General features: G+C 40.4%; 25 protein-coding genes. 10 read left to right on the plus strand and 15 right to left on the minus strand.

Annotated elements, in window-relative coordinates; translation table 11 throughout:
* Positions 1-95 precede the first annotated feature (95 nt).
* On the plus strand, positions 96-1,631 hold the full coding sequence (locus tag A3GS_RS0107135) for an ABC transporter permease (protein ID WP_018364738.1): 1,536 nt from the start codon (positions 96-98) through the stop codon (positions 1,629-1,631).
* Positions 1,632-1,641: 10 nt separating this feature from the next.
* Positions 1,642-2,301 (plus strand): ABC transporter ATP-binding protein, encoded by a 660-nt coding sequence (locus tag A3GS_RS0107140; protein ID WP_018364739.1) that lies wholly within the window; start codon positions 1,642-1,644, stop codon positions 2,299-2,301.
* 92 nt (positions 2,302-2,393) lie between these two features.
* Here the strand turns inward: A3GS_RS0107140 and A3GS_RS0107145 are convergent, their stop codons facing one another.
* Positions 2,394-3,011 (minus strand): DUF5052 family protein, encoded by a 618-nt coding sequence (locus A3GS_RS0107145; RefSeq protein WP_018364740.1) that lies wholly within the window; start codon positions 3,009-3,011, stop codon positions 2,394-2,396.
* Between the two features lie 75 nt (positions 3,012-3,086).
* On the opposite strand from A3GS_RS0107145, the gene A3GS_RS0107150 reads away from it, so the two are divergent.
* On the plus strand, positions 3,087-3,485 hold the full coding sequence (locus A3GS_RS0107150) for a hypothetical protein (RefSeq protein ID WP_018364741.1): 399 nt from the start codon (positions 3,087-3,089) through the stop codon (positions 3,483-3,485).
* 21 nt (positions 3,486-3,506) lie between these two features.
* On the opposite strand, the gene A3GS_RS0107155 is transcribed toward A3GS_RS0107150, so the two are convergent.
* From A3GS_RS0107155 to yjbM, 5 genes are read right to left on the minus strand one after another with little or no spacing between them, the layout of a single operon-like run.
* Positions 3,507-4,262 (minus strand): SDR family oxidoreductase, encoded by a 756-nt coding sequence (locus A3GS_RS0107155; protein WP_018364742.1) that lies wholly within the window; start codon positions 4,260-4,262, stop codon positions 3,507-3,509.
* Between the two features lie 60 nt (positions 4,263-4,322).
* On the minus strand, positions 4,323-5,309 hold the full coding sequence (gene pta, locus A3GS_RS0107160) for a phosphate acetyltransferase (protein ID WP_018364743.1): 987 nt from the start codon (positions 5,307-5,309) through the stop codon (positions 4,323-4,325).
* 9 nt (positions 5,310-5,318) lie between these two features.
* On the minus strand, positions 5,319-6,215 hold the full coding sequence (locus tag A3GS_RS0107165) for an RluA family pseudouridine synthase (RefSeq protein WP_018364744.1): 897 nt from the start codon (positions 6,213-6,215) through the stop codon (positions 5,319-5,321).
* The gene (locus A3GS_RS0107170; RefSeq protein WP_018364745.1) at positions 6,212-7,048 is read right to left on the minus strand and encodes an NAD kinase; all 837 of its coding nucleotides are present in this window, start codon (positions 7,046-7,048) and stop codon (positions 6,212-6,214) included. The genes A3GS_RS0107165 and A3GS_RS0107170 overlap by 4 nt, the downstream gene beginning before the upstream one ends.
* Entirely contained in the window at positions 7,023-7,688 is a 666-nt protein-coding gene (yjbM, locus tag A3GS_RS0107175) for a GTP diphosphokinase (RefSeq protein WP_018364746.1), read from the minus strand. Before yjbM ends, A3GS_RS0107170 begins: the two co-directional genes overlap by 26 nt.
* A gap of 101 nt (positions 7,689-7,789) precedes the next feature.
* Between yjbM and A3GS_RS0107180 the strand changes: the two genes are divergently transcribed.
* Complete coding sequence (locus A3GS_RS0107180) at positions 7,790-8,359, plus strand: CYTH domain-containing protein (protein WP_018364747.1); 570 nt, start codon at positions 7,790-7,792, stop codon at positions 8,357-8,359.
* Positions 8,360-8,396: 37 nt separating this feature from the next.
* Here the strand turns inward: A3GS_RS0107180 and A3GS_RS0107185 are convergent, their stop codons facing one another.
* Entirely contained in the window at positions 8,397-10,193 is a 1,797-nt protein-coding gene (locus tag A3GS_RS0107185; protein ID WP_169333420.1) for a heavy metal translocating P-type ATPase, read from the minus strand.
* A 163-nt stretch (positions 10,194-10,356) separates the two neighbouring features.
* On the opposite strand from A3GS_RS0107185, the gene A3GS_RS0107190 reads away from it, so the two are divergent.
* The 6 genes from A3GS_RS0107190 to A3GS_RS0107215 all read left to right on the plus strand — a co-directional run bounded on the left by A3GS_RS0107190 (position 10,357) and on the right by A3GS_RS0107215 (position 14,549).
* On the plus strand, positions 10,357-11,337 hold the full coding sequence (locus A3GS_RS0107190) for a ribose-phosphate diphosphokinase (RefSeq protein WP_018364749.1): 981 nt from the start codon (positions 10,357-10,359) through the stop codon (positions 11,335-11,337).
* A complete protein-coding gene (locus A3GS_RS0107195; RefSeq protein WP_018364750.1) occupies positions 11,334-12,449 on the plus strand; it encodes a cysteine desulfurase family protein in 1,116 nt (371 codons plus the stop codon). The genes A3GS_RS0107190 and A3GS_RS0107195 overlap by 4 nt, the downstream gene beginning before the upstream one ends.
* A gap of 1 nt (position 12,450) precedes the next feature.
* Positions 12,451-12,798: a DUF1831 domain-containing protein gene (locus tag A3GS_RS0107200; RefSeq protein ID WP_018364751.1), complete on the plus strand. Its 348-nt coding sequence runs from the start codon at positions 12,451-12,453 to the stop codon at positions 12,796-12,798.
* A gap of 68 nt (positions 12,799-12,866) precedes the next feature.
* Entirely contained in the window at positions 12,867-13,094 is a 228-nt protein-coding gene (locus tag A3GS_RS0107205) for a DUF4649 family protein (RefSeq protein WP_018364752.1), read from the plus strand.
* A gap of 111 nt (positions 13,095-13,205) precedes the next feature.
* Entirely contained in the window at positions 13,206-13,844 is a 639-nt protein-coding gene (locus A3GS_RS0107210) for a redox-sensing transcriptional repressor Rex (RefSeq protein ID WP_018364753.1), read from the plus strand.
* A 9-nt stretch (positions 13,845-13,853) separates the two neighbouring features.
* Positions 13,854-14,549, plus strand: coding sequence for a gamma-glutamyl-gamma-aminobutyrate hydrolase family protein (locus tag A3GS_RS0107215; RefSeq protein WP_018364754.1), 696 nt, complete (start codon positions 13,854-13,856; stop codon positions 14,547-14,549).
* Here the strand turns inward: A3GS_RS0107215 and radC are convergent.
* The 8 genes from radC to A3GS_RS0107260 all read right to left on the minus strand — a co-directional run bounded on the left by radC (position 14,546) and on the right by A3GS_RS0107260 (position 21,993).
* A complete protein-coding gene (gene radC, locus A3GS_RS0107220; protein ID WP_018364755.1) occupies positions 14,546-15,226 on the minus strand; it encodes a RadC family protein in 681 nt (226 codons plus the stop codon). The genes A3GS_RS0107215 and radC overlap by 4 nt on opposite strands.
* A 64-nt stretch (positions 15,227-15,290) precedes the next feature.
* The gene (locus A3GS_RS0107225; RefSeq protein ID WP_018364756.1) at positions 15,291-16,109 is read right to left on the minus strand and encodes a glycosyltransferase family 8 protein; all 819 of its coding nucleotides are present in this window, start codon (positions 16,107-16,109) and stop codon (positions 15,291-15,293) included.
* Positions 16,106-17,239, minus strand: a complete 1,134-nt coding sequence (locus A3GS_RS0107230; RefSeq protein WP_018364757.1) for an AI-2E family transporter — start codon at positions 17,237-17,239, stop codon at positions 16,106-16,108. The genes A3GS_RS0107225 and A3GS_RS0107230 overlap by 4 nt, the downstream gene beginning before the upstream one ends.
* Positions 17,240-17,691: 452 nt before the next feature.
* Positions 17,692-19,131, minus strand: a complete 1,440-nt coding sequence (locus tag A3GS_RS0107240; RefSeq protein WP_018364759.1) for a 6-phospho-beta-glucosidase — start codon at positions 19,129-19,131, stop codon at positions 17,692-17,694.
* A gap of 140 nt (positions 19,132-19,271) precedes the next feature.
* Positions 19,272-19,892 (minus strand): histidine phosphatase family protein, encoded by a 621-nt coding sequence (locus A3GS_RS0107245; RefSeq protein ID WP_018364760.1) that lies wholly within the window; start codon positions 19,890-19,892, stop codon positions 19,272-19,274.
* On the minus strand, positions 19,882-20,502 hold the full coding sequence (locus tag A3GS_RS0107250; RefSeq protein ID WP_018364761.1) for a histidine phosphatase family protein: 621 nt from the start codon (positions 20,500-20,502) through the stop codon (positions 19,882-19,884). The genes A3GS_RS0107245 and A3GS_RS0107250 overlap by 11 nt, the downstream gene beginning before the upstream one ends.
* A gap of 149 nt (positions 20,503-20,651) precedes the next feature.
* Complete coding sequence (locus A3GS_RS0107255) at positions 20,652-21,266, minus strand: SGNH/GDSL hydrolase family protein (protein ID WP_018364762.1); 615 nt, start codon at positions 21,264-21,266, stop codon at positions 20,652-20,654.
* Between the two features lie 79 nt (positions 21,267-21,345).
* Positions 21,346-21,993, minus strand: a complete 648-nt coding sequence (locus A3GS_RS0107260; protein WP_018364763.1) for a GDSL-type esterase/lipase family protein — start codon at positions 21,991-21,993, stop codon at positions 21,346-21,348.
* Positions 21,994-22,011 lie beyond the last annotated feature (18 nt).

Raw genomic sequence — 22,011 nt, forward strand, 5'->3', positions numbered from 1 at the left:
ATTCTAAGTTTTAAGTCTTCTTTTAGTTTTATTTCAGTCTGCCTTAAGCTAAGATTATTATGCTAGTCCTATCAAAAATAGTGGAGGACATTCCAATGAATTTTATTAAAAGAGCCTGGTTAGCGACCAAGGCGAAAAAAGGGCGAACGGTCTTGTTGACTTTGGTCACTAGTGCTATTTTGATTTTCGTCTTGGCAGGATTGATCATCAAAAATGCAGCCGACTTGGCAGTCAAATCAGCCAAGAGTCAGACAGGCTCTTCGGTCAGTCTCCAAATCAATCGTAAATACATGATGTCTCAGATGACACCACCTGATCAAAATTCAAGCAGTGACACATCAAGTTCAAGCACTGGTTCAACTAAGAAAGTCTCAACAACAATTCCGCTTTCTCTAGCACAGAAGATAGCTAAGAAAAGTGGCATAGCTTCTTATCTCTTCACTGCTACGACGACGGTTACTGCAGGTGATAATATTAGTGCCATTTCAACCAGCAGTAGTTCTAGCTCGTCAAATAATAGTTCAAATCAAAGAGGCGGCGGTCCACAAATGGTGACAGGTGATTTCACTATTACTGGTGTCAACGAAACGGATAAAGTTAGCGACTTCTCATCAGGTACAAGTAAAATCAGTAAGGGATCAGGCATTGCATCTAGCACAGAGGATAACAGTGCTGTCATCTCATCAGACTTAGCCAAGGCTAACAACCTTTCAGTTGGGGATAGTTTTACTGTCAAGGCTACGGTCAATGGGACAGAGACCAGTTACACACTAAAAGTTGTCGGCATTTACAAATCATCTAGCACAGCAACTTCCGCTCAGCTGCAAAATAATGCCTCTAACCCTCAAAATAATATCTACACTACTATCAGTACTGCTAATACAATGAAGGGGGAAAGCGACACGCTGGATTCGGCAGTCTTTACCCTTTCTAACCCAGCTAAGATGGCTTCTTTCGTCAAAGCGGTTAAAAAGGATATTGATACGGAAAAATATTCAGTCGTATCAAGTGACGAAATTTACCAACAAATGCTGCAACCGCTCAACAATATCTCTGCGATTGCTAAAAATATTGTCATTCTAGTAGCGGTCGCTGGTAGTGTTATCCTGACCTTGATTATCATCCTCAGCATCCGTGAGCGTCGCTATGAAATTGGTGTTCTCATGAGTTTGGGCGAACAACGTCTAAAAATTATTGGGCAATTTTTCATGGAACTTTTTATGGTAACCTTGGTTTCCCTCTGTGTCGCTACTGTCGCCGGGAATTATGTGGGTAACTTACTAGGAAATCAGCTGCTGTCTTCATCAAATAGCCAGCAAGTTAGCCAACAAGGTGGTCCTGATCAAGGCACACGCAATCAATCTAATCAGTCAAATCAATCGGACAATTCATCATCTAGTAGAAATGCTGATAATAAAGGTCCTCAAGGCAAGCCAGATGGTGGCAACATAGGAAGCATGATGAGCATGGCTCAGTCATCTAAGGCAGTGGACAAACTTAATATTAAGTTAGGCATCTCTGACCTTGCTAAATTAGGCGGTATCGCTCTGCTTATCTCTTTTGTTTCAACCATTCTTGCCAGCATTGGCATTATCCGTATGAAGCCAAAAGACATTTTATCATCAAACTAGGAGGATTTCTATGACCTTAAAAACACAAAATATCGGCTATTGGTACACAAACAACCCAGACGATTACCTTTTCAAGGATGTCAATTTGGCATTTGACAAAGGCAAGGTCTATGCTATCTTGGGTCAATCTGGGAGTGGAAAGACGACATTTCTTTCCCTGCTGGCAGGGCTCGATGTCCCCAAGTCTGGACAAATTTTCTTAGAAGACCAAGATATTAATCTGTCTGGTTTAACAGCCTACCGCAAAAATGCGGTGTCCACCATTTTTCAAGCCTATAATCTCCTAACCTATATGACAGCAAGGCAAAATGTCAGTACGGCTCTTGAAATCACTGGCAAAACAGCCGACCAGACAGAAATTGAAAACTTATTTGACTTAGTTGGAATTGATAAAAGCTTAATTGATAAACCCGTCTTGCAGCTTTCAGGTGGACAACAGCAACGAGTGGCTATTGTCAGAGCATTGGCTACTGAGCACAATATTATCATCGCTGATGAGCCGACGGGTAATCTGGACGAAGAGACCACCCAAGATATTGTCCGTATTTTCAAGGATATCGCCCACAAGCAAAATAAAACTGTCATCATTGTCACCCACGAAACAGCCGTAGCTGAACAAGCTGACATCATCTTTGAACTGAAAAAGAAACAGTTCAGCCAACTCAAATAGTGTTTTCCCATAAAAAATACTCCTGCTTCACTTGAGGCAGGAGCGTTTTTGTGTCAACAGTTATGAAATCAGTTAGGAAACACATTGTTATTTTAGTCTAACAAGTCCGTATCATAAATGGTGAAGTCGGCACGGTAGATAATTAGACGTTTGCCATCAACCAGGAGATAAGTCGTATTGGGAATGCCATCAGATGCAGATGTAGACACTTTGCGACCAAAGTAAGTTGCTAGCGGCGTACCTGTTTGCGAACGAATGAGAATTAACTTGCTGTCACCTGTCACATCATTTTTGACTTGATTGTAAAAACGGTTGATGAAAGGCAGGGAGCGTTTGTTACTATCCAAATCAACTTTTGAAGCGTATTTTTCCATATAATCGGTCAGTCCATTTTCCGCAAAGATAAGGGTCGACCCCACATGAATAACTTGACTGCTGCCCACGCTGATGTCCAAAACAGAAGATTCCTTGCTGACATTGCCCTTGGAATCCGTAATATCAAAACGATCATCGCTTTTGATAGAGATAGACTTTCCCTTAACCTTATCAATGACCTGAGAATTTTCATCAAATGTTCGGAGAGTTCCAGAAAGGCCGAGAAAGTGTTCCTGACTGGTCTTGAAAAAATTGCTGACGCTTTGACAGCCTGTCAAGATAAGGGCACTGCTGACAACGATGAAACAAAGGGCTAAAATTTTTTTCTTTTTCATAATGACCTCCTTTCCTCCAGTATATCATAAAACGCTCAACTTGCTATTTTCAAAGAAAATGTCTATGATTGATTTATGATGAAAGAAGAACATTTTTTAGACTTCCTGCCTTACCGAGCTAGTTTTTATGACAAAGACTTGAAACTAGTTTATTCTAATAAACAATCAGACGGCTCCTTCTTCCCAGAACCAGAGCCCAAGAAACTGCCGGACTGGATTTGGCAGGATTTGCAGCTTCAAGAAAGCAAGTCGCTTCATTTCCAACTGCCGACAGAGTCTTTTCAGGATATGATCATCCAATCCTATCAAGCTCTCTATGATGATAAGGGAGAATTTCAGGGAGTGTATCACTATATTCAAAACATCAAGCCTCTACTGTCTAGCTATCTCAACGAAACAGGTCAAGCCATCGTTGGTTGGTCGGATGTCACTTCGGGTGCTTCGATTAAAAATGACCTTTTTGATGAGATATAAAAAAAGACCAAAAGGTCTTTTTTAGTCGCGATAAACAGGTTGAGGCCCAAATGTCTGTGACACTGGCATGATTTCGATGCGGTTGATATTGACATGCTCAGGTTGGCTGGCAACCCACGAAACGGTATTGGCAATGTCTTCTGATGTAATAGCATGGGCTCCTTCATAAAGCTTCTCAGCACGCTCATCATCACCTTTGAAACGAACGTTTGAAAATTCAGTACCTTCACAAAGACCCGGCTCGATGTTAGTCACACGAATTTTGGTACCAGCCAAATCAGCTCTCAGATTGAGCGAAAATTGTTTAACAAAGGCCTTGCTGGCACCGTAAACGTTGGCACCTGGATAGGGGATGGTACCAGCAGTTGAACCGAGAGTGATAATCATACCACTATTTCTTTTGACCATTTGTGGCAATAGCTGGCGTGTCAAATAGGTCAACCCGATAATATTAGTGTTTATCATGGTTAGCCAGTCTGAAAAGTCAGCTTCATAGGCCTTATCAAGTCCCAGCGCCAGACCAGCATTATTGACTAGTAGGTCAATCTTTTGCCAATCCTGTGGTAGATTTTCTAGCGCAGCATCTATCTTGTCAGAGACAGACACATCCATCTGTAGAGGATAAACCTTGTCACTACCAAGTGAGCTAGCCAAGCTCTGCAATTTTTCAAAACGACGGGCACAGGCAATCACCTTGTAACCGTCGGTGACTAATTGTCTGACGATGGCCTGACCAAAACCTGCTGAAGCTCCTGTAACTAATGCAATTTTTGTCATCTTTTCCTCCTAAGAATCAAACGCCATACATTTCTGATGGCGTTTGATTCTTAATTTGTCTTATTTGGCATCAACGGCTTGCGCAGCGGTTATGATGGCTAATTTGTAAATATCTTCTGCACTTGAACCACGTGACAAGTCATTAACAGGTTTATTAAGTCCCTGAAGGATAGGGCCTATGGCTTCAAACATCCCCAATCGCTGAGCAATCTTGTAACCAATATTACCTGATTGAAGGTCTGGGAAAATGAAAACATTAGCATGACCTGCCACTTCACTGTTTGGTGCCTTGATAGCTGCTGTTTCTGGGACGAAAGCGGCATCAAATTGTAATTCACCATCTAATTTAAGATTGGGTGCCATCTCCTTAGCAAGTCTGACAGCATCTTGAACTTTTTCGACTTGTGGTGCCTTAGCTGAACCCATGGTTGAGAAGCTTAACATAGCAATTTTCGGATCAATGTCAAAAATTGCTGCTGTCTCTGCTGTATTAACTGCAATTTCAGCCAATTCTTGTGAATTTGGATCAATGTTAATCGCACAATCTGCAAAAATATAACGTTCATTGGTATTTTCACGATTCATCAAGAATACACCTGATGTACGTGAAGTGCCAGGTTTTGTCTTGATAATTTGTAGAGCTGGACGAACAGTATCAGCTGTTGAATGATTGGCCCCTGAAACCATACCGTCTGCCAGCCCCATTTTGACCAACATCACACCAAAATAGTTGACATCACGGAGTAACCGGTCAGCATCTTCTAAACTTGCTTTACCCTTGCGCAATTCAACAAATTTTTCCTTCATGGCACCCAAGTCAGAATAAGTTTCAGGATTGATTACTTTATAATCTTGATCTGCAAATCCAAGTCTTGCAAGAGAATCGTGAACATCCTGTTTATCCCCCAAAATAATCGGATCAACGAGACCCTCAAATTTCAAACGGGCAGCTGCGCGAAGAACACGATCATCATCTCCCTCAGGAAAGACAATCTTAATATAGTTACTTGCCACCTTTTCTCGCAATGTTCCAAATAAACTACGCATAGATAAACCTCAATCTAAATTTTTCTGTAAGTTAATGATAACGCTATCAAAGTCATCTGTCAAGCTTATTTCCTGGTGATTTATTTCACGAGTGAAGGGATCTAAAAAGCGGATAGAATGGCAATGTAGAGCCTGTCTCTGGATACCGCAGTCCATTCGCCCGCCATAAAGGTCATCTCCCAGCAGAGGAAAACCAATATGGGAAAAATGAACGCGAATTTGATGCGTTCGTCCCGTATGCAGCTGTATATCAATCAAATTAACATCACCATAACGCGCCACAACCTTATAGCTGGTGTGCGCATACTTTCCAGATGGGTGCACACAGCGCGTAATAATGCTATCATTTGGTCTGGCGATGGGGGCAATGATTTCTCCCTCGTCTGGCAGTTTATCCTTACCTGAAACCAAAGCATAGTAACGTTTCTGGATAGTCTTCTGCTGTAACTGCTTGTCCAATCTAGCATGGGCATAACCATGCTTAGCGAAAAGCATAAGACCACTCGTGTCCTTGTCCAGTCGTGTTACAATGTGCACTTGCTTATTTGGATAATCTTGCTCCACATAATAATGTTTAACAAAGTTAGCCATGGTATTAGAATGCAAAATGCTGGGAATGCTGGCATAACCGTGCGGTTTATTAATGATCAGAAAGTGATCATCCTCATAGACGATGTTGAGGTCATGCTTGATGGGAATCAATGTTTCATGAGATGATTCGTCAGGAATTTCAATGGTCACCACATCACCGACATCCAATAAATAAATGGCGTTTTGTTCAACACCATTTACCCAAATATTTCCACCTTTAAATTTAACCTTTGCAAGTAAGGCTTTAGACACATCATGACTTTTCAGGAAAGTTTTAACTTTAGCTCGTCTGTCTGCTGTAAAAGAAAATTTCACGAATCCTGTCCTCCGATAAAGGCGTCTTTGACACGCTCCCAAAAACTAGTATGAAAAGGGGTGGCCACGAAGCTAATTTTTTTAGAATCCAAGCAATATTCCACCTTAGCGACATTCTTGTAATGGATGGTTTTATTGTCAATGGAAAAAGTATAGATCCCCTGACGTTTAGGCACAATCTCAATCTTATCCTTCTTGGGAATAATAATTGAGGAGCCCAGTGTGCGGTAGACACGATTATTGATACTTGAAATTTCGGTCAATTGTAGAGCTTCCATGGTTGGATGTAGAACAGCACCACCCAGTGATTTATTATAGCCTGTACTGCCGGTTGGTGTAGAGATAGAAATCCCATCACCACGAAAACGCTCAAACTTGACATGATTGATGATAACATCCGTCACCATAGTTTTTTCGATGCGTTTGATTGTGGACTCATTGAGCGCACGCGCCGTGACTTCCTGACCATTTTCCAAGGTGATCTTGATTTTCAAAATAGGATAGGAAACCTTATCCCCTTTGTCCGCACGAAGATTTTCAATCAGTTTATCAACTTCGAAATCACGATAATCAGTATAAAAACCTAGGTGGCCTGTATGAACTCCGACAAAACGGACAGTATCAAGATTTTTCTCATACATGTGAAAGGCAGATAAAAGCATGCCGTCACCACCAATAGAAATAACCACATCAGGGTCTTTTTTGGACAGGTAAAAATTTCGGTCATCTTTAAAGGCTGCGAAAAGCTTGGAAGCTACGCGTTTGCTTTGGTATTTACCGTTGGCGATGATTGCCACACGTGTTGGTCTATCTGTAATATTCGTCTGTGTCATCACTATTTCCTACACCATCATTTAATTTACGGCTAGCTGGATCAAATAAAAGCTGTGCTTCGCGGATATCTTCACGAATTTTTCGCATTTCCTCATCCAGCTCAAGCGCAATTTTAGCTGTTGTTTCCAGCCTTTTTTTAATTTCATCAGGAAATTCACCCTGATATTTATAATTAAGTGAATGTTCAATAGTTGCCCAAAAGTTCATGGCCAGTGTTCTAATCTGAATTTCTGCTAGAACCGTCTTTTGACCATTTATGGTATCAACAGGATACTCAATAATCACATGATAGGAACGATAACCACTGGCTTTCATATTATTAATATAATCACGCTCTTGAATGATTGTCATATCGTGACGACTCCTCAAAAGTGCCAGCACATCATCAATGTCGTCCACAAACTGAACCATAATACGGAGGCCTGCAATATCCTGTAGATCTTGTGCAATGTTTTCTTCGCGAATTCCCCGCAAAGACATTTTTTCTTTGATACTCTGAACAGACTTTACTCGGCCTGTCACAAACTCAATAGGGGAGTGGCGATTTTGCTTACGAAATTGTTTTCGAATACCACGCAGCTTAATTTTTAATTCTCCTACTGCCTGGACATAAGGATCTAAAAATTCTTCCCATTCCATGGTTACACCATCACTCCTTTCTTGTCAAATACCTTACTTTTTTATAAAATTAATATAATGATTTATTATACCATAATAGAAAGCCAAAGGAAAAGATTCTAATGGAACACCTCGAAATCGAATACAAAACTTTATTGACCAAAGATGAATATAAGCGTTTGTCTTTCCAGTTTTCGCACGTCAGCCCTGTTATACAGACTAATTATTATTTTGATTCTGAGAATTTTGATTTGAAAAGCCACCGCATGTCTCTGCGTATCCGAACTTTTGCAGACAGAGCTGAGATGACCTTGAAAATTCCTAAAGAAGTTGGAAACCTCGAGCACAACCTTGACATAGAACTTGAACAAGCTAAGGACATTATTAAATCAGGACAATTACCCGACAATACTATTACACGCCTCATTCAAGACAATGGCGTTAATCCATCAAGTGTTCGTTGTTTTGGCTTCTTAACGACAACTAGGCGTGAAACTCAGACAGCCATTGGGCTCATGGCTCTCGATAGCAATCAGTACGCTAATACCAAAGATTTTGAGTTAGAGCTTGAAGTGACAGACCCTGAAAAAGGAAAGAAAGATTTCGAGCAATTTTTAGCAGCAAACAAAATTAGTTTTAAATACGCCAAAAGCAAGGTTGCACGTTTTAGTGCCACTTTAAAACAATTCTAACATCAAAAAGCGCATGGATTCCATACGCTTTTTTACTCTAAGCAACATCCTTAAGAGCACGCAGTGCCCAAAGAATAGAAACGGTATCAATCAACTCTTGCAAAATAGCTCCCATCAAAGTTGGAATAACTCCTGTACTAGCAATTAACATGAGCAAAATACAGATAAATAAACCTAGCAAAACTGATTGCTTAGCCACCTTCATCGTATCTTTAGCAACGTCCACTACAACTGCTACTTTATTTAAATCATCTTTTAAAATAACAGCGTCTGCACTATCACTTGCAGTCGTGGCACCATGGGCAGCCATGGCAATGCCTACATCTGCAATGACAAGAGCTGGAGCATCATTGACACCATCACCTACCATGACAACTGGGTGTCCATCGCTAGGGATTCCTTTCAGATGAGATATTTTATCTTGTGGAAGACAGTCAGCATGTACTTCCGTGATCCCTACTTCATCTGCTACAATCTGAGCAACGTTGGCTTTATCACCTGTCAGCATGACCAAATTATGAATACCTGAATGTTTCAACTTGGTCATGGTTTCCTTAGCTTCAGGCCGAATGCTATCCTTAAAAGTAATATAACCTAGAAACTCTTCATTTTTAGAAACATAAATGGTCGTTTGATTAGTTACAATGGTTTGAGCTGACGGTGGCATTAGTGCCAATTTCCCAACTGTAACGATATCTGAACCGATTTTTGCTTGAATACCTTTAGCTGTAATTTCTTTGGAATCAGTGATGGTCTCCAACTGAATTTTCTTTTTATTAACGTAGTCCACCAGAGATCGAGCCAAAATATGAGACGATTCTTGCTCAACGCTAGCAGCAATCTTTAACAGTTCATTTTCACTGATATTAGCCGGTCTAACTTGGTCCACCTGCATAACACCACTGGTAATTGTACCAGTTTTATCAAATGCAACTGTTCTAGCTTTTTCTAGCAATTCAAATGTTGTACCTGATTTGATAACAATTCCCTCTTTGCTTGAACGACTCATCCCTGCCACAAGAGCAATTGGCGCTGCTAAAATTAAGGGACAAGGCGAAGCAACCACTAAGACTTGAGCAAAACGCATTGGGTCTTTGCTAACAAACCAAGCTAGACCACCTATAACGTAAGCGACTATTGTGAATGGCACCGCATAGCGATCAGCCAATCGGACAAAATGGGCAGGTTCCGCTTCCGACTGCTTAACTAAGTTAACCAACAATTGGTATTGGCTGTCTTTGGCTAACTTAGTTACTCTAAATTGTATAGCCTGATCACCATTGATAGAACCTGATAAAATCGCATCATCAACTGATTTATCAACTGGAACCGACTCACCTGTCAAAGAAGCTTCATTAAAAGTTGAATTTCCTTTAATAATCACACCATCCACAGGCACGATTTCATTAGGTTTGACCAAAACAATATCATCAACCTGAACTTCGTCAACAGGAAGGTCTACAACGCGATCATTTCGTAAACAGTGTGCTTGCCGTGGAGAATTATCCAGTAAGGACTTTAGCTCTCTACTAGCACGGCGGCTAGCATATTCTTCAAGCGCCTCACCACCTGTCAGCATAATGAGAATCATCAGACTTGCCCAATAATCACCGACCGCCAGTGTCGAAATAATTGCTGTAATGGCTAAAATATCGACGCCGTATTTGCCTTCTCTGAGTGTTTTAATCATTTCTACTAGCATTTTCAAAGCTAGTAAACCACCTGCAATCAGGACAATCAGATAGGCTAGTTTGTCATTTTTTAAAACAAATTCTGAAAACAAAGCCAAAGTACCAACAATTACAGTTATCCAAAATTTTTTAAATTGCATAATTCAGTCCCCTTATTTAGTATGATTCTAAATAATATTTTTCTTAATTAGAATCATACTAAATAAACTTAAATATTGCAAGCCTTTTAATTTCCTTTTGAAAGTGATATTTTCGCTTTTTTTTGGTACAATGTAACTATCAATTTAAAGGAGCTTTATAAAGATCATGACTGAACGTTATGCCGATAAACAACTCAAACTTTTTTCTTTGTCTTCAAACATTGAAATTGCCGAAAAAATTGCCCAGGCTGCAGGTGTTCCACTTGGTAAAGTATCAACCAAGCAATTCTCTGATGGCGAAATTATGATTAATATTGAAGAAACTGTACGTGGCTATGATATTTTCATCATCCAATCAACCAGCTACCCTGTCAATGATAATCTTTGGGAATTGCTGATCATGATTGATGCCTGCAAACGTGCTAGTGCAGGCTCTATCAATGTTGTCATTCCTTATTTTGGTTACTCACGTCAAGATCGTATCGCAGCATCACGCGAACCTATTACAGCTAAACTAGTCGCAAATATGTTAGTTAAGTCTGGGGCTGACCGTGTGGTAACTTTGGACTTACATGCCGTTCAGGTACAAGGCTTCTTTGATATTCCAGTTGATAATCTTTTCACAGTACCACTTTTTGTGGAACACTATAAAAATTTAGGTCTTACTGGTGAAGATGTTGTAGTGGTCAGTCCAAAAAATTCTGGTATTAAACGTGCGCGTAGCTTGGCAGAGCATTTGGATTCTCCAATTGCTATCATTGACTATGCCCAAGATGATTCACACCGCGAATCTGGTTATATTATTGGTGATGTAGCTGGCAAGAAGGCTATCCTGATTGATGATATTTTGAATACTGGTAAAACTTTCGCTGAGGCTGCTAAGATTGTTGAACGTGGAGGTGCTACTGAAATTTATGCGGTTGCTAGCCATGGTCTCTTTGCTGGAGGCGCTTCAGATACACTAGATACTGCGCCACTCAAAGAAATCATCGTAACAGATTCTGTACGTACCAAAGAGCGCATACCATACAACCTCAAATATCTTTCAGCCAGTGATTTAATTGCAGACGCCATTATCCGCGTTCACGAAAGAAAACCATTAAGTCCGCTCTTTGCCTACTCTGCGAAGGAAGATGATAACCAATGATATACCTTGACAATGCGGCAACTAGCCCACTCACAATCCCTGTCATTGAAGAAATGACCAAGATAATGGCCAATAATTTTGGAAATCCGTCAAGTATTCATTATTTTGGCCGTAAAGCAAACCAGCACTTGAGACAATATCGTCAGACTATCGCTTTAGCTTTGCAGACACAGCCTCGCAATATTATCTTCACATCGGGGGGGACTGAGAGTAACAATACAGCAATCAAGGGTTATGCTTTGGCTAACCAAGCTAAAGGAAAGCATTTGATTACAACTGCTATTGAACACCACTCTGTTCTTCACACCATGGATTACTTGGAAAAACGCTTTGGTTTTGAAGTCACTTATCTCAGGCCCAATGACGGTAAAATCACTGTTGAACAGGTGCAAGAAGCTCTTCGGCAAGACACTATTTTAGTCAGTGTTATGTTTGCCAATAATGAAACAGGGGACATTCTTCCCATCCAAGCAATTGGGAATTTATTAAAAGATCATCAGGCTGTTTTTCATGTTGATGCGGTACAAGCTATGGGGAAACTTGCCATTAATCCGCAAGAGCTGGGCATTGATTTTCTATCGGCCTCAGCGCATAAATTTCACGGACCAAAGGGCGTTGGTATCCTCTACTCTCAGCCGCTCCATTTTGATAATCTCTTACATGGTGGTGAACAAGAGGAAAAGCGTCGCGCCAGTACTGAAAACTTGGTTGGCATTGCTGGCATGGCTCAAGCTTTGATGGATAGCCAAGAACATTTGGATGCCAATTTCAAGTACGTTCAAAACTTGCATGACACTTTCCTATCTGCACTTGATGGTCTTGATTATTATCTCAATAGCCAGGCTAACCACTTGCCTCACGTTGTTAATATTGGCTTTCCTGGTCAAAACAATGGTGTTCTCTTAACACAACTGGACTTGGCTGGTTTTGCGGTCTCTACAGGCTCTGCTTGTACAGCAGGAACAGTTGACCCAAGCCATGTTTTGGCCAACATTTTCGGTAATGATTCTCATCGTTTAACCGAATCTATCCGCATTAGCTTCTCTGATTTGAATACTGTAGATGAAGTGCTCGCTTTGGCAAATAAACTAAAAGAAATCGTAGGAAATTAATATGGCATTTGAAAAAGAAATTCATTTAACTGATTGTCGCTACAGCTATACTTTAAACGATAATGTCAAAAAATATACGCTGCGTGACACTACTTTCATTCAAACCCGCGTCGGCAACTATGAGCTTACTCGTTTATTAGAAAAAGTTCCAAATTCTGGTGATGGCTTTCCTTTGAAAATTATCGTCAATAAAGACCTGACAGGGTTTAAACTATCTATCACTGATAAATCTGGTCTACGCTTGGTTAATATTTTTAAGTCAGAGGACAATAAGGTCGTTCAAGATAAGTTTTACTTCCTCATGGATAGCCTAGTTGAACGTGATATTTTCAGCAAAAAGGAAGTCTGAGTATATTACTTGAATAAACTGACCGATCGGTCTATAATTACCTTAATAAATAAAAACGAGGTAAAAAGATGATTGAAGTCACTTATTTAAATGTGAACAAACAAGAAATGACTGTTACTTACGATAATTATATTGAGTTTGAGCAAGCACAATTCACCTGCTTGACTAGCTTGGCTGATTATTATAAAGTTACAAAGCTAACCTATAATGGGCACGAATTAGATTATCATGACAACATCGGGAATCTCTACTTCTTCCTGTCTCAACTAGACCGAAGCCCATACGAAGAAGAATGATTCAGAAAAACTTATGCTAGTCATAAGTTTTTTGCTTTTTAACTAAATTGTTGTCTATTTCACAAAGTTTTTTGATAAAATAGAACTATAATAAACTAAGGAGATGATATTGTGACTATTGATAAATCTATTCCAAAAGCGACAGCCAAACGTCTATCACTTTATTATCGCATTTTTAAACGTTTTAACACTGATAGGGTGGAGAAGGCTAGCTCCAAGCAGATTGCTGACGCAATGGGGATTGATCCTGCTACTGTCCGCCGTGATTTTTCCTACTTTGGTGAACTAGGCCGTCGTGGATTCGGCTATGATGTCAAAAAATTGATGAATTTCTTTGCGGATATTTTGAATGACCACTCAACAACAAATGTTCTTTTAGTGGGGTGTGGAAATATTGGTCGTGCCCTACTTCGCTACCGCTTCCACGATCGCAATAAAATGCAGATTGCCATTGCTTTTGACACAGATGACAATGAATTAGTAGGTACTAAAACGCCTGAAGGCATTCCTATCTATGGTATTTCATCTCTCAATCAACAAGTCCATGATACTGATATTGAAACGGCAATTTTAACGGTGCCTAGTGATAAGGCTCAAGAAGTTGCTGACCAGCTGGTTTCCGCTGGTATCAAAGGTATTCTCAGCTTCTCTCCTGTCCACCTCTCTGTTCCAAAATCCGTTATTGTTCAGTATGTTGACCTGACTAGTGAATTGCAAACGCTGCTTTATTTTATGAATCAGAGAAATTAAGGAGAAACAATGTCAAGACCAATTATTGGTATCACTGCAAATGAAAGGTCCAATCCTGCGCTTGATGACATTCTTTGGACCTATGCACCATCTGGATTTGTGAATGGCGTCAAGGAAGCTGGAGGGCTTCCTTTGATTATTCCCATTGGAGAACCCCAAACTGCTAAAAGCTATGTATCACTGGTTGATAAGATCATTTTAATTGGTGGCCAAAATGTTGATCCTAGCTTCTATGGTGAAGAAAATATGGCATCTGAAGATGATTTCATGCGTGAAAGAGATGATTTTGAATTAGCTATCATCGCAGAAGCCGTCAGACAAGGTAAACCTATTTTTTCTGTCTGCCGTGGTACACAATTGATGAATGTAGCCTTAGGTGGCTCCTTACATCAGGATATTGAAAATCATTGGCAAGATTTACCTTCTGACTATCTCTCCCATGATATGGTTATTAAGGAAGGGACTAAACTTGCTGAGATTTATGGCAAGGAAACTTCTATTAATTCTTTTCACCATCAGAGCATCAAACATTTAGCCAGTGACCTACGCATCATTGCTAGAGATCCTAATGACGGAACCGTTGAAGCTGTTGAATCAATTAATCCTAAAATGCGCTACCTAGGTGTTCAATGGCATCCAGAGTTATTACACGAAAAACGCCAAGCAGATTTGGAACTTTTTAAATTCGTGGTACATGAACTTTAAAGAACGTCCGTTTCTTCCCTAAAGCTATAATAATCATTTTTCCCAACGATGATGTGATCCAGGCAAACAATGCCAATGGTATCGCATGATCGTTTTATTTTTTCGGTAAAATTAAGGTCATTTTCACTGGGTGTAGGAGATCCTGACGGATGATTGTGGACAATAATGACCGAAGTCGCCATATTTTTGCAGGCATAATGTAGAATTTCCCTAGGCTCCGCTATCGAACGCCTAACGGTTCCAATGAAAATCGTCTTCTGTTCGATAATGCGATTTTGTGTGTCTAGATAAATGGCAACCAGATGCTCCTGCTTCTTGTCACCCAACTCCATCATCATCTTTTTAGCCAAACGTTCGCTGCTCATGATTCGCTCCTGCTTACTGTACTCAGCCTTATTAATGCGATTGGCCAGTTCAAGCATAGCCTTGATTTCAATGGATTTCACCTGACCAATCCCCTTAATCTTTTGTAACTCTTGCAGGGACAAGGAACGAAAATCTGCCAAACTATCCAAGCTTCCTAAGATATGCGTTGAGACCTCCAAAACAGGTCTTTTTTTGGTGCCCGTCCTCAAGAGAATAGCTAACAATTCCTGATTGCTGAGCTGCTCAGCTCCCAAATCCAGCAGACGTTCGCGTGGCAAAAGTGCTTCTTCTTTCAATTCAATTGTATACATAAAACTTACCTCCACTATTACTATTCGTTTTATAAACAAAAAAGCCCCAAAGGACTTTTTTGTATTAAACACGTTTGACTTGCTGCTGATAGTGCTTGTAGAGGGCTGCATAGCGACCTCGGTAATCAGCTTTCCAAGGTTTGTCTCGTCCACAAAAATGCAGGAAAACAGTATGTTCAATGACCCAATCCAAATTCCAAAGGCCTGAACTTCTGGCAAAATAGAGGACATTGTATCTAGCGTCGTAATTATAAATCTGGTCTGGAATTTGATAGGTCTTATGACCATAAAGTGCATTGAAGACATCTTGGTCTGGCAGAAGCAAGAGACGCCCCTTCTTTTCAATGTAATCCAGAATATCCTGACGTTTGACTTGCTGGCGGATGAGATCTAGATTCATAAGAAGCACACCAGAGTTATAGTAGCTTTCCGCTTCAAAATTTCCCAAGCGTAACTTATTGACTAAATCAGGAATATTACTATCTGATGTATGACTGGCTGCCGCGTATAAATAATTCGTCAAATCCACTTCATAGAGGGTCCTGAGATCGTTGAGACAAAGAATATCTGCATCTAGATAGAGAATCTTATCCAAGTCATCAGGCAGGTATTCATGCGCAAGAAGGCGGTAGTAAATGGTCTCAGGGTAACGATCGGTCGTCGGAGCGTCTTCAAAAGCCTTTTCACCAATAATAACAGGATGATAGTTAATACCCAAGTTTTGGCAGAATACCAGAATTTCCTCATGCCGATCCAACTGTGTCTTTTGCAAGAGGTAAACATGAATATCTTTCAGACTAGTATTCTGCTGGACTGAATAGAGGGTCACCTTGAACTGGTCAAGGTAGCCATCGTCAATGGAAAATAGTAAATTTAAGGTCATTGTTCTGCTTCCTCGTTAGTAATTTTAAGAGCTTGGCGCTTGTAAACATGATCTCTAATGATTTGATAAAGACTGGCAGCTAACGGTACTGCAATCAGCATGCCAAAAACACCCCAAAGTGCACCACCAACAGTGATAGCCATCAATACCCACATACCAGGCAGACCGATAGAACCTCCTACGACACGCGGGTAAATGAGATTACCTTCAAACTGTTGAAGGACAACTAGATAAATCACGAAGACAATAGCTTGGTTGACAGACTGGGTAGTAATCAGGATAAAGCCGATAGTCAAGCCAATATAAGCCCCTACAACAGGAATCAAAGCGGTAAATGAAATCAAAACACCGATAGTCGCTGCGTAAGGCAGTTTCAGAAGGGCCATTCCGATGGCAGTTAGACTACCTAAAATAATTGCCTCCAAAGTTTGCCCCACAAAAAAGCCGTGGAAACGTTTGTGGAAGACCCCAATAACATAATGAGTAGGTTTAGCGAATTTCCCAAGGTAAGTATCAATGAGTAGGTTAAACTGATACCCCAACTTCTCCTTATTGCCTAAAACATAAATTGAAAAGACCAAACTGATGAAAAGATTAAGAACAGTTGAAGCAATGGTCGTCACGGAGGTTAAGAGATTCGTCAAAACACCCAAGACCTGCTTAAGAATTTGCTGACTATAATTGGAAATCATGGCTGATAAATCCGAGTCCGAACCAAAGTATTTGAGCGCCCGATTGACCAATTTATTGTCATTCAAACTAGTCAAGAAGTTGGAAATCGCTGAAGTATCGATTTTTGTCAGGTTACTGAGGCTTGAAATCAAATCAGGTAAGACAATAGAGAAAATCCAAATAATGACAGCAATGAAGGTCAGATAGGCCAAAATCAAAGAAATGGTTTGCTTGAAAGCCAGCAGTTTGTCCTTTTTAATCAAACGGACATAAAGGCCTTCGTAGGCGCTCATAACAATATTGACAATGTAGGCTATCGCTGCCCCCATTAGAAAGGGTAGGCTAGCTTTATAAAAAGTCATGACCAACTGAGCACCAGTATTCCAATAAGCCTGAATGGCGAAGCAAACTACAAAGGCTATGATGATATAATAAATATGTCTTTTTTCAAATTTCATGAAAACTCCTTGGATAAGATTTTGCAACACCTCTATTATACATGAAAAGCAGCCACTTCTGCTAGAGTCAATTTAAAAATAGCTAGGGTACGCAAATTCATCACAACACTGTCTGATAGTGTAAAATAAGTTGTATAAGCACAAAAAGAATAAATTCTGTATAGTAGAGTTACAATACTACACTAGAAAAAGGATTTGCTCCCATGCCTTATTTTATCACAACTTTACTCCAAGAACTCTCCAGAAAGGATTTTGATTTTGATGAACTCTTTATAAAGCAGATTGAGGCAGCCATGAACCAACTCTGAGCTAACGAATCGAGGTCGTTTTAGCTTATTCATCCTATAGTTTGGACAACTACAACATGGGCAATAGCCACAATGTGAACAGGTTACACAAAATATTTGATAGAATTCCAAAAGAGAGAGGCGGATTCCGCCTCTCTGTCCCTTTTAATCAATATCAGTTCCGTTTGATGCAATGACTTTCTTGTACCAGTCAAATGACTTCTTCTTAGAACGTTTCAAAGTGCCATTCCCTTCATTGTCACGGTCAACGTAAATAAATCCGTAACGTTTTTTCATTTCACCTGTTCCGGCAGAAACAAGGTCGATACAGCCCCAAGTTGTGTAACCAAGCAACTCAACCCCGTCTTCATTAATGGCGGCGTTCATTGTTTTAATGTGTTCACGCAGATAATCGATACGATAATCGTCTGCGACATAGCCATTTTCATCAGGCGTATCCACGGCACCTAGACCATTTTCAACGATAAACATCGGTTTTTGGTAACGATCCCAGATTTGATTGAGAGTGATGCGTAGCCCAAGTGGGTCAATTTGCCAGCCCCACTCAGACGATTCAAGATAAGGGTTTTTGATTGAGGCAAAAATATTGCCTGCGGTCGTATCTGTCAAGTTAGGATCTGCAGATGCCACACGGCTTGAATAGTATGAGAAGGATACGAAGTCAACAGTATTTTCTTTGAGAAGCGTTAGATCTTCTGCTGCCATCTCAATATCAAGACCCAAGCGTTCAAATTTCTTCTTAGCATAGTTTGGGTACTCACCACGTGCCTGCACATCAATGAAGAAATAATTTTCACGATCTTCCTGCATAGCCTTCCAGTAATCATTTGGATTGCAGGTGTTCGGATAATATTGCCCTGCTGCTAACATGCAGCCAACCTTGTTTTCAGGATCAATTTCGTGGGCAATTTTAGTGGCCAAGGCTGACGCTACCAATTCATGGTGGGCAGCTTGGTATTTGACTTGATCAACATTTTCACCTTCTTCAAAATAAAGCCCTGCTCCCATGAATGGCGCGTGCAAAATCATGTTGATTTCATTGAAAGTCAACCAGTATTTTACCAAACCTTTGAAACGTGTGAAAAGTGTACGCACCAAACGGTCATAGAAAGTAATCATTTCACGATTACGCCAACCACCGTAATGTTCGATCAAGTACATTGGACAATCAAAGTGAGTGATGGTAACCAGTGGCTCAATGCCATACTTGTGGCATTCTTTAAAGACGTTTTCATAGAATTGAAGCCCTGCTTCATTTGGCTCTAGCTCGTCACCTTTTGGAAAAATCCGTGACCAGGCAATTGAAAGTCGAAAAGTCTTGAAACCCATTTCACCCAAAAGAGCAATGTCTTCTTTGTAGTGATGGTAAAAATCAATAGAGCCCTTGGCTGGGTAAAAATAGCCGTCTTCAAAGTCAAACATCTTCTTTTGACCAGCAATGATTGAGAAACGGTCTTTACCGATAGGAACAACGTCAACGTTGGCTAAGCCACGACCGTCAACGTCGTAGGCACCTTCACATTGGTTGGCTGCAGTTGCTCCGCCCCAGAGAAATCCTTTTGGAAATGGTTTTAATTCAGTCATATTTAACACCTCGTTTATCATTTGATTATAGTATAACCCAAACAAAGATAAAAAATCCTATTCTATGATAGGATTTTCTAATACTATATTACGAAGATCATGACATTTTTTCAAACTCCTTGAGATGAGACGCAAACTTTTCAGCTCAGCCATTGTCCCAAAGAAAAATCAAAAATTTTTTCTTCCAAGGGATCAATCATCCGATTTAAGCGGAAATCTCCGCCATCATAGGTCAGATCAAAGAGGCAACAATTACTTGGAAAGATGCCATACTTCTCAAAATCAATACCAATCGAGGTTAAAAAGTGCATGAGGGCACCAGCGTGGCTGACTACTAATACTGTCTTGTTCTCATTGTCCTGAGCAATCTGACTGACTGTCGCATTAACACGCGCCCGCACATCATTATCACTCTCACCGCCGTGAATGACATAATAATTGCCAACAGCTCGACGCACCTCACGTGGTGGGTGCAAGTACTCCTGCTGACCTTCAAAACGACCAAAATTCATCTCTTTGAGGCCCTTGAGGCGTTTATAATTCGTCACACCCGTCGCTAATTCCAAGGTATCAGAGGCTCGCTCCGTTGTTGAGCAAAAATAGCTATCAAAAGTCAGACCAACTTTTTCAAAATAGGCGCCAGCCTGCTTGGCTTGTTCAATACCTAAATCAGTCAGCGGTGAGTCTGACCAGCCCTGAATGCGTTTTTGCACATTAAAGAGAGTCTGGCCATGTCGCATTAAATAAAGTCTACTTGTCATTGTGAATCCCCTTTTCGTAAATATAGCGACCCTCATCAGGATTGTAGATAGAAAGCAGGTCAAAGTCGCCATTCTCATAGAGAAAGTGTAAAACAGCACAATTATGCATGCCCTTCACTTGAGGTGGATTGCTCAAAACATGTCGATAAAATTGGGAAATAGCTGCGCCGTGGCTAACCGCCAAAATCGTATCAGCTTGGCTATTATCCAAAAGCTGACGAACAGCTTGGCTGACGCGCTCACGAACGTCTTGATTGGACTCACCGCCATGAACAACGAAATAATCACCGTAGCCAACACCACCTGCCTGCAAAGGAGGATTGAGAAATTCTTGTTGCCCTTCAAAGGCACCGAAGTCCCATTCCTTCAGACCTTTTAATCGGATAACATCAGTGCGTCCTGTCACAAGCTCTGCCGTATCGCTAGCACGCTCCTGCGTCGAAGAATAAACCTCCTCAAAAACAATGCCTTGCTCTTTAAAATATTGACCTGCCTGCTGGGCTTGCTTAATGCCCAATTCTGTCAAAGGCGAATCACACACCCCCTGAATGCGATGTTGTTCATTAAAACGTGTTTGACCATGTCGCATCATATAGAAATCTTTTGCCATTGTCATTACCTCAATGCTTTATTGCCTGCATTATATAAAAAATAGCCTTGTTTTTCCTGTAAAATAATTGGGAAAAACAATACTATCATACGATATTCTAAAGAATAATGAACTTCACTAGTTCTATTGATTAGACAGTGCTCTGATGCTCAGAGATAGGTTGCTATTTTTGACGATATGAGACGGTAGCCTTCCTGAGTGAGATGAAGGCCATCTTTCGTATAAGCTTGACCAAGCTGACCGTTCTCCAACAAACAAGAATATAAGTCAACATAAGTTAAACTGGACAAAAGAGAAAGGCTGAGGTTAAGATCTTCTATGTCCTTATTCTGCCTGATTTTAACCCGTTCTTGAAAAATAGGCTCTTCGTTTACTGGCAGAAGGGACAGCAAACAAATCTCTGTCTCCAAAAACTGACTTCTAATCTCAGAAACAATCTGAACAATATTAGCCAGAATGTCAGGCAAAGCAAGTCCCATGCCAATATCATTAGTCCCAATCAGAATGAAAACCTTGCTGGGTTTCAGGTCAAAAACTTGTTCTTGAAGATGGTCTAGAAGCCATTTCGTATCTGTCCCAGCTATCCCACGGTTGATGAGATTAAGGTTCCTGCCCAAATATTTTTTGATAGGAAAAAATTCGATAAGGGAGTCGCCAACAAAAACAGTGCCTCCCTCTTTTTGTCTGGGATTATTTTGCTTAAAGTAGCCTAGTCTCGCTTTCTGATAGGCCTTTAATTCAGGCGTTAACGTTTCTTTTTGCATGTTTCTCCTTTTCGTTTTTTAAGATAGTAGGACTATCGCTTAAACTAACCACAAAGGTTTGGAAAATCGGACTTTCCTCTTAAAGAAAGGATTGTAGGGCTTGACTGAGAATCTGATAAGCAGAAATTGTCAAATGGATCCCATCAAGTGTCCATTCTTTTTTCAACTGACCCCTGTCGTCACAAAACTGGTCGTGCAAGTCAAGAAAAGTAGGTACTGGCAACTGACGCAGTCCGTCGTTGAGTTCTAGAACAGCTTGATTGCTACGTCGACTTGGAGAATGTCTAAAAACATGAGATTCATTGATAGGCAATACAGATAAAAGATAAAGTTGACTGTGGGGCAAGTCGGTATGAACCCGATTAATGATTTGTTCAATCGTTTCTAAACTTTCCCTAGGACTTCTATCCTTTAAATCATTGATACCGATGAGCAGGAAAATCTTCTCAGGCTTCAAATCAAGAATGTGGCTATCCAGGTGAGCTAATAAGTCTAAACTATCAATGCCATGCACACCACGGTTATAAAGTCGCTTGCTGGATCGGAGCAATTCATGGATAGGAAAAAATTTCGTTATAGAATCGCCAGCAAAAACAGTACCACCTTTTTCTGCCAGTTGGTTTAGTTCCTGATAATTTTTCCAAATTTTTTCTTGGTCTTGTTTGAGAAGCAATTGCCTGAAAAGGCTGACTTCTTTGGTCTTATATAAATCTTGAAGGTTTGGCATCTTATCTCCTTTAGTGAT

Origin of the sequence: Streptococcus caballi DSM 19004 (assembly GCF_000379985.1) — a bacterium.
GTDB classification, from domain to species: Bacteria; Bacillota; Bacilli; order Lactobacillales; family Streptococcaceae; genus Streptococcus; species Streptococcus caballi.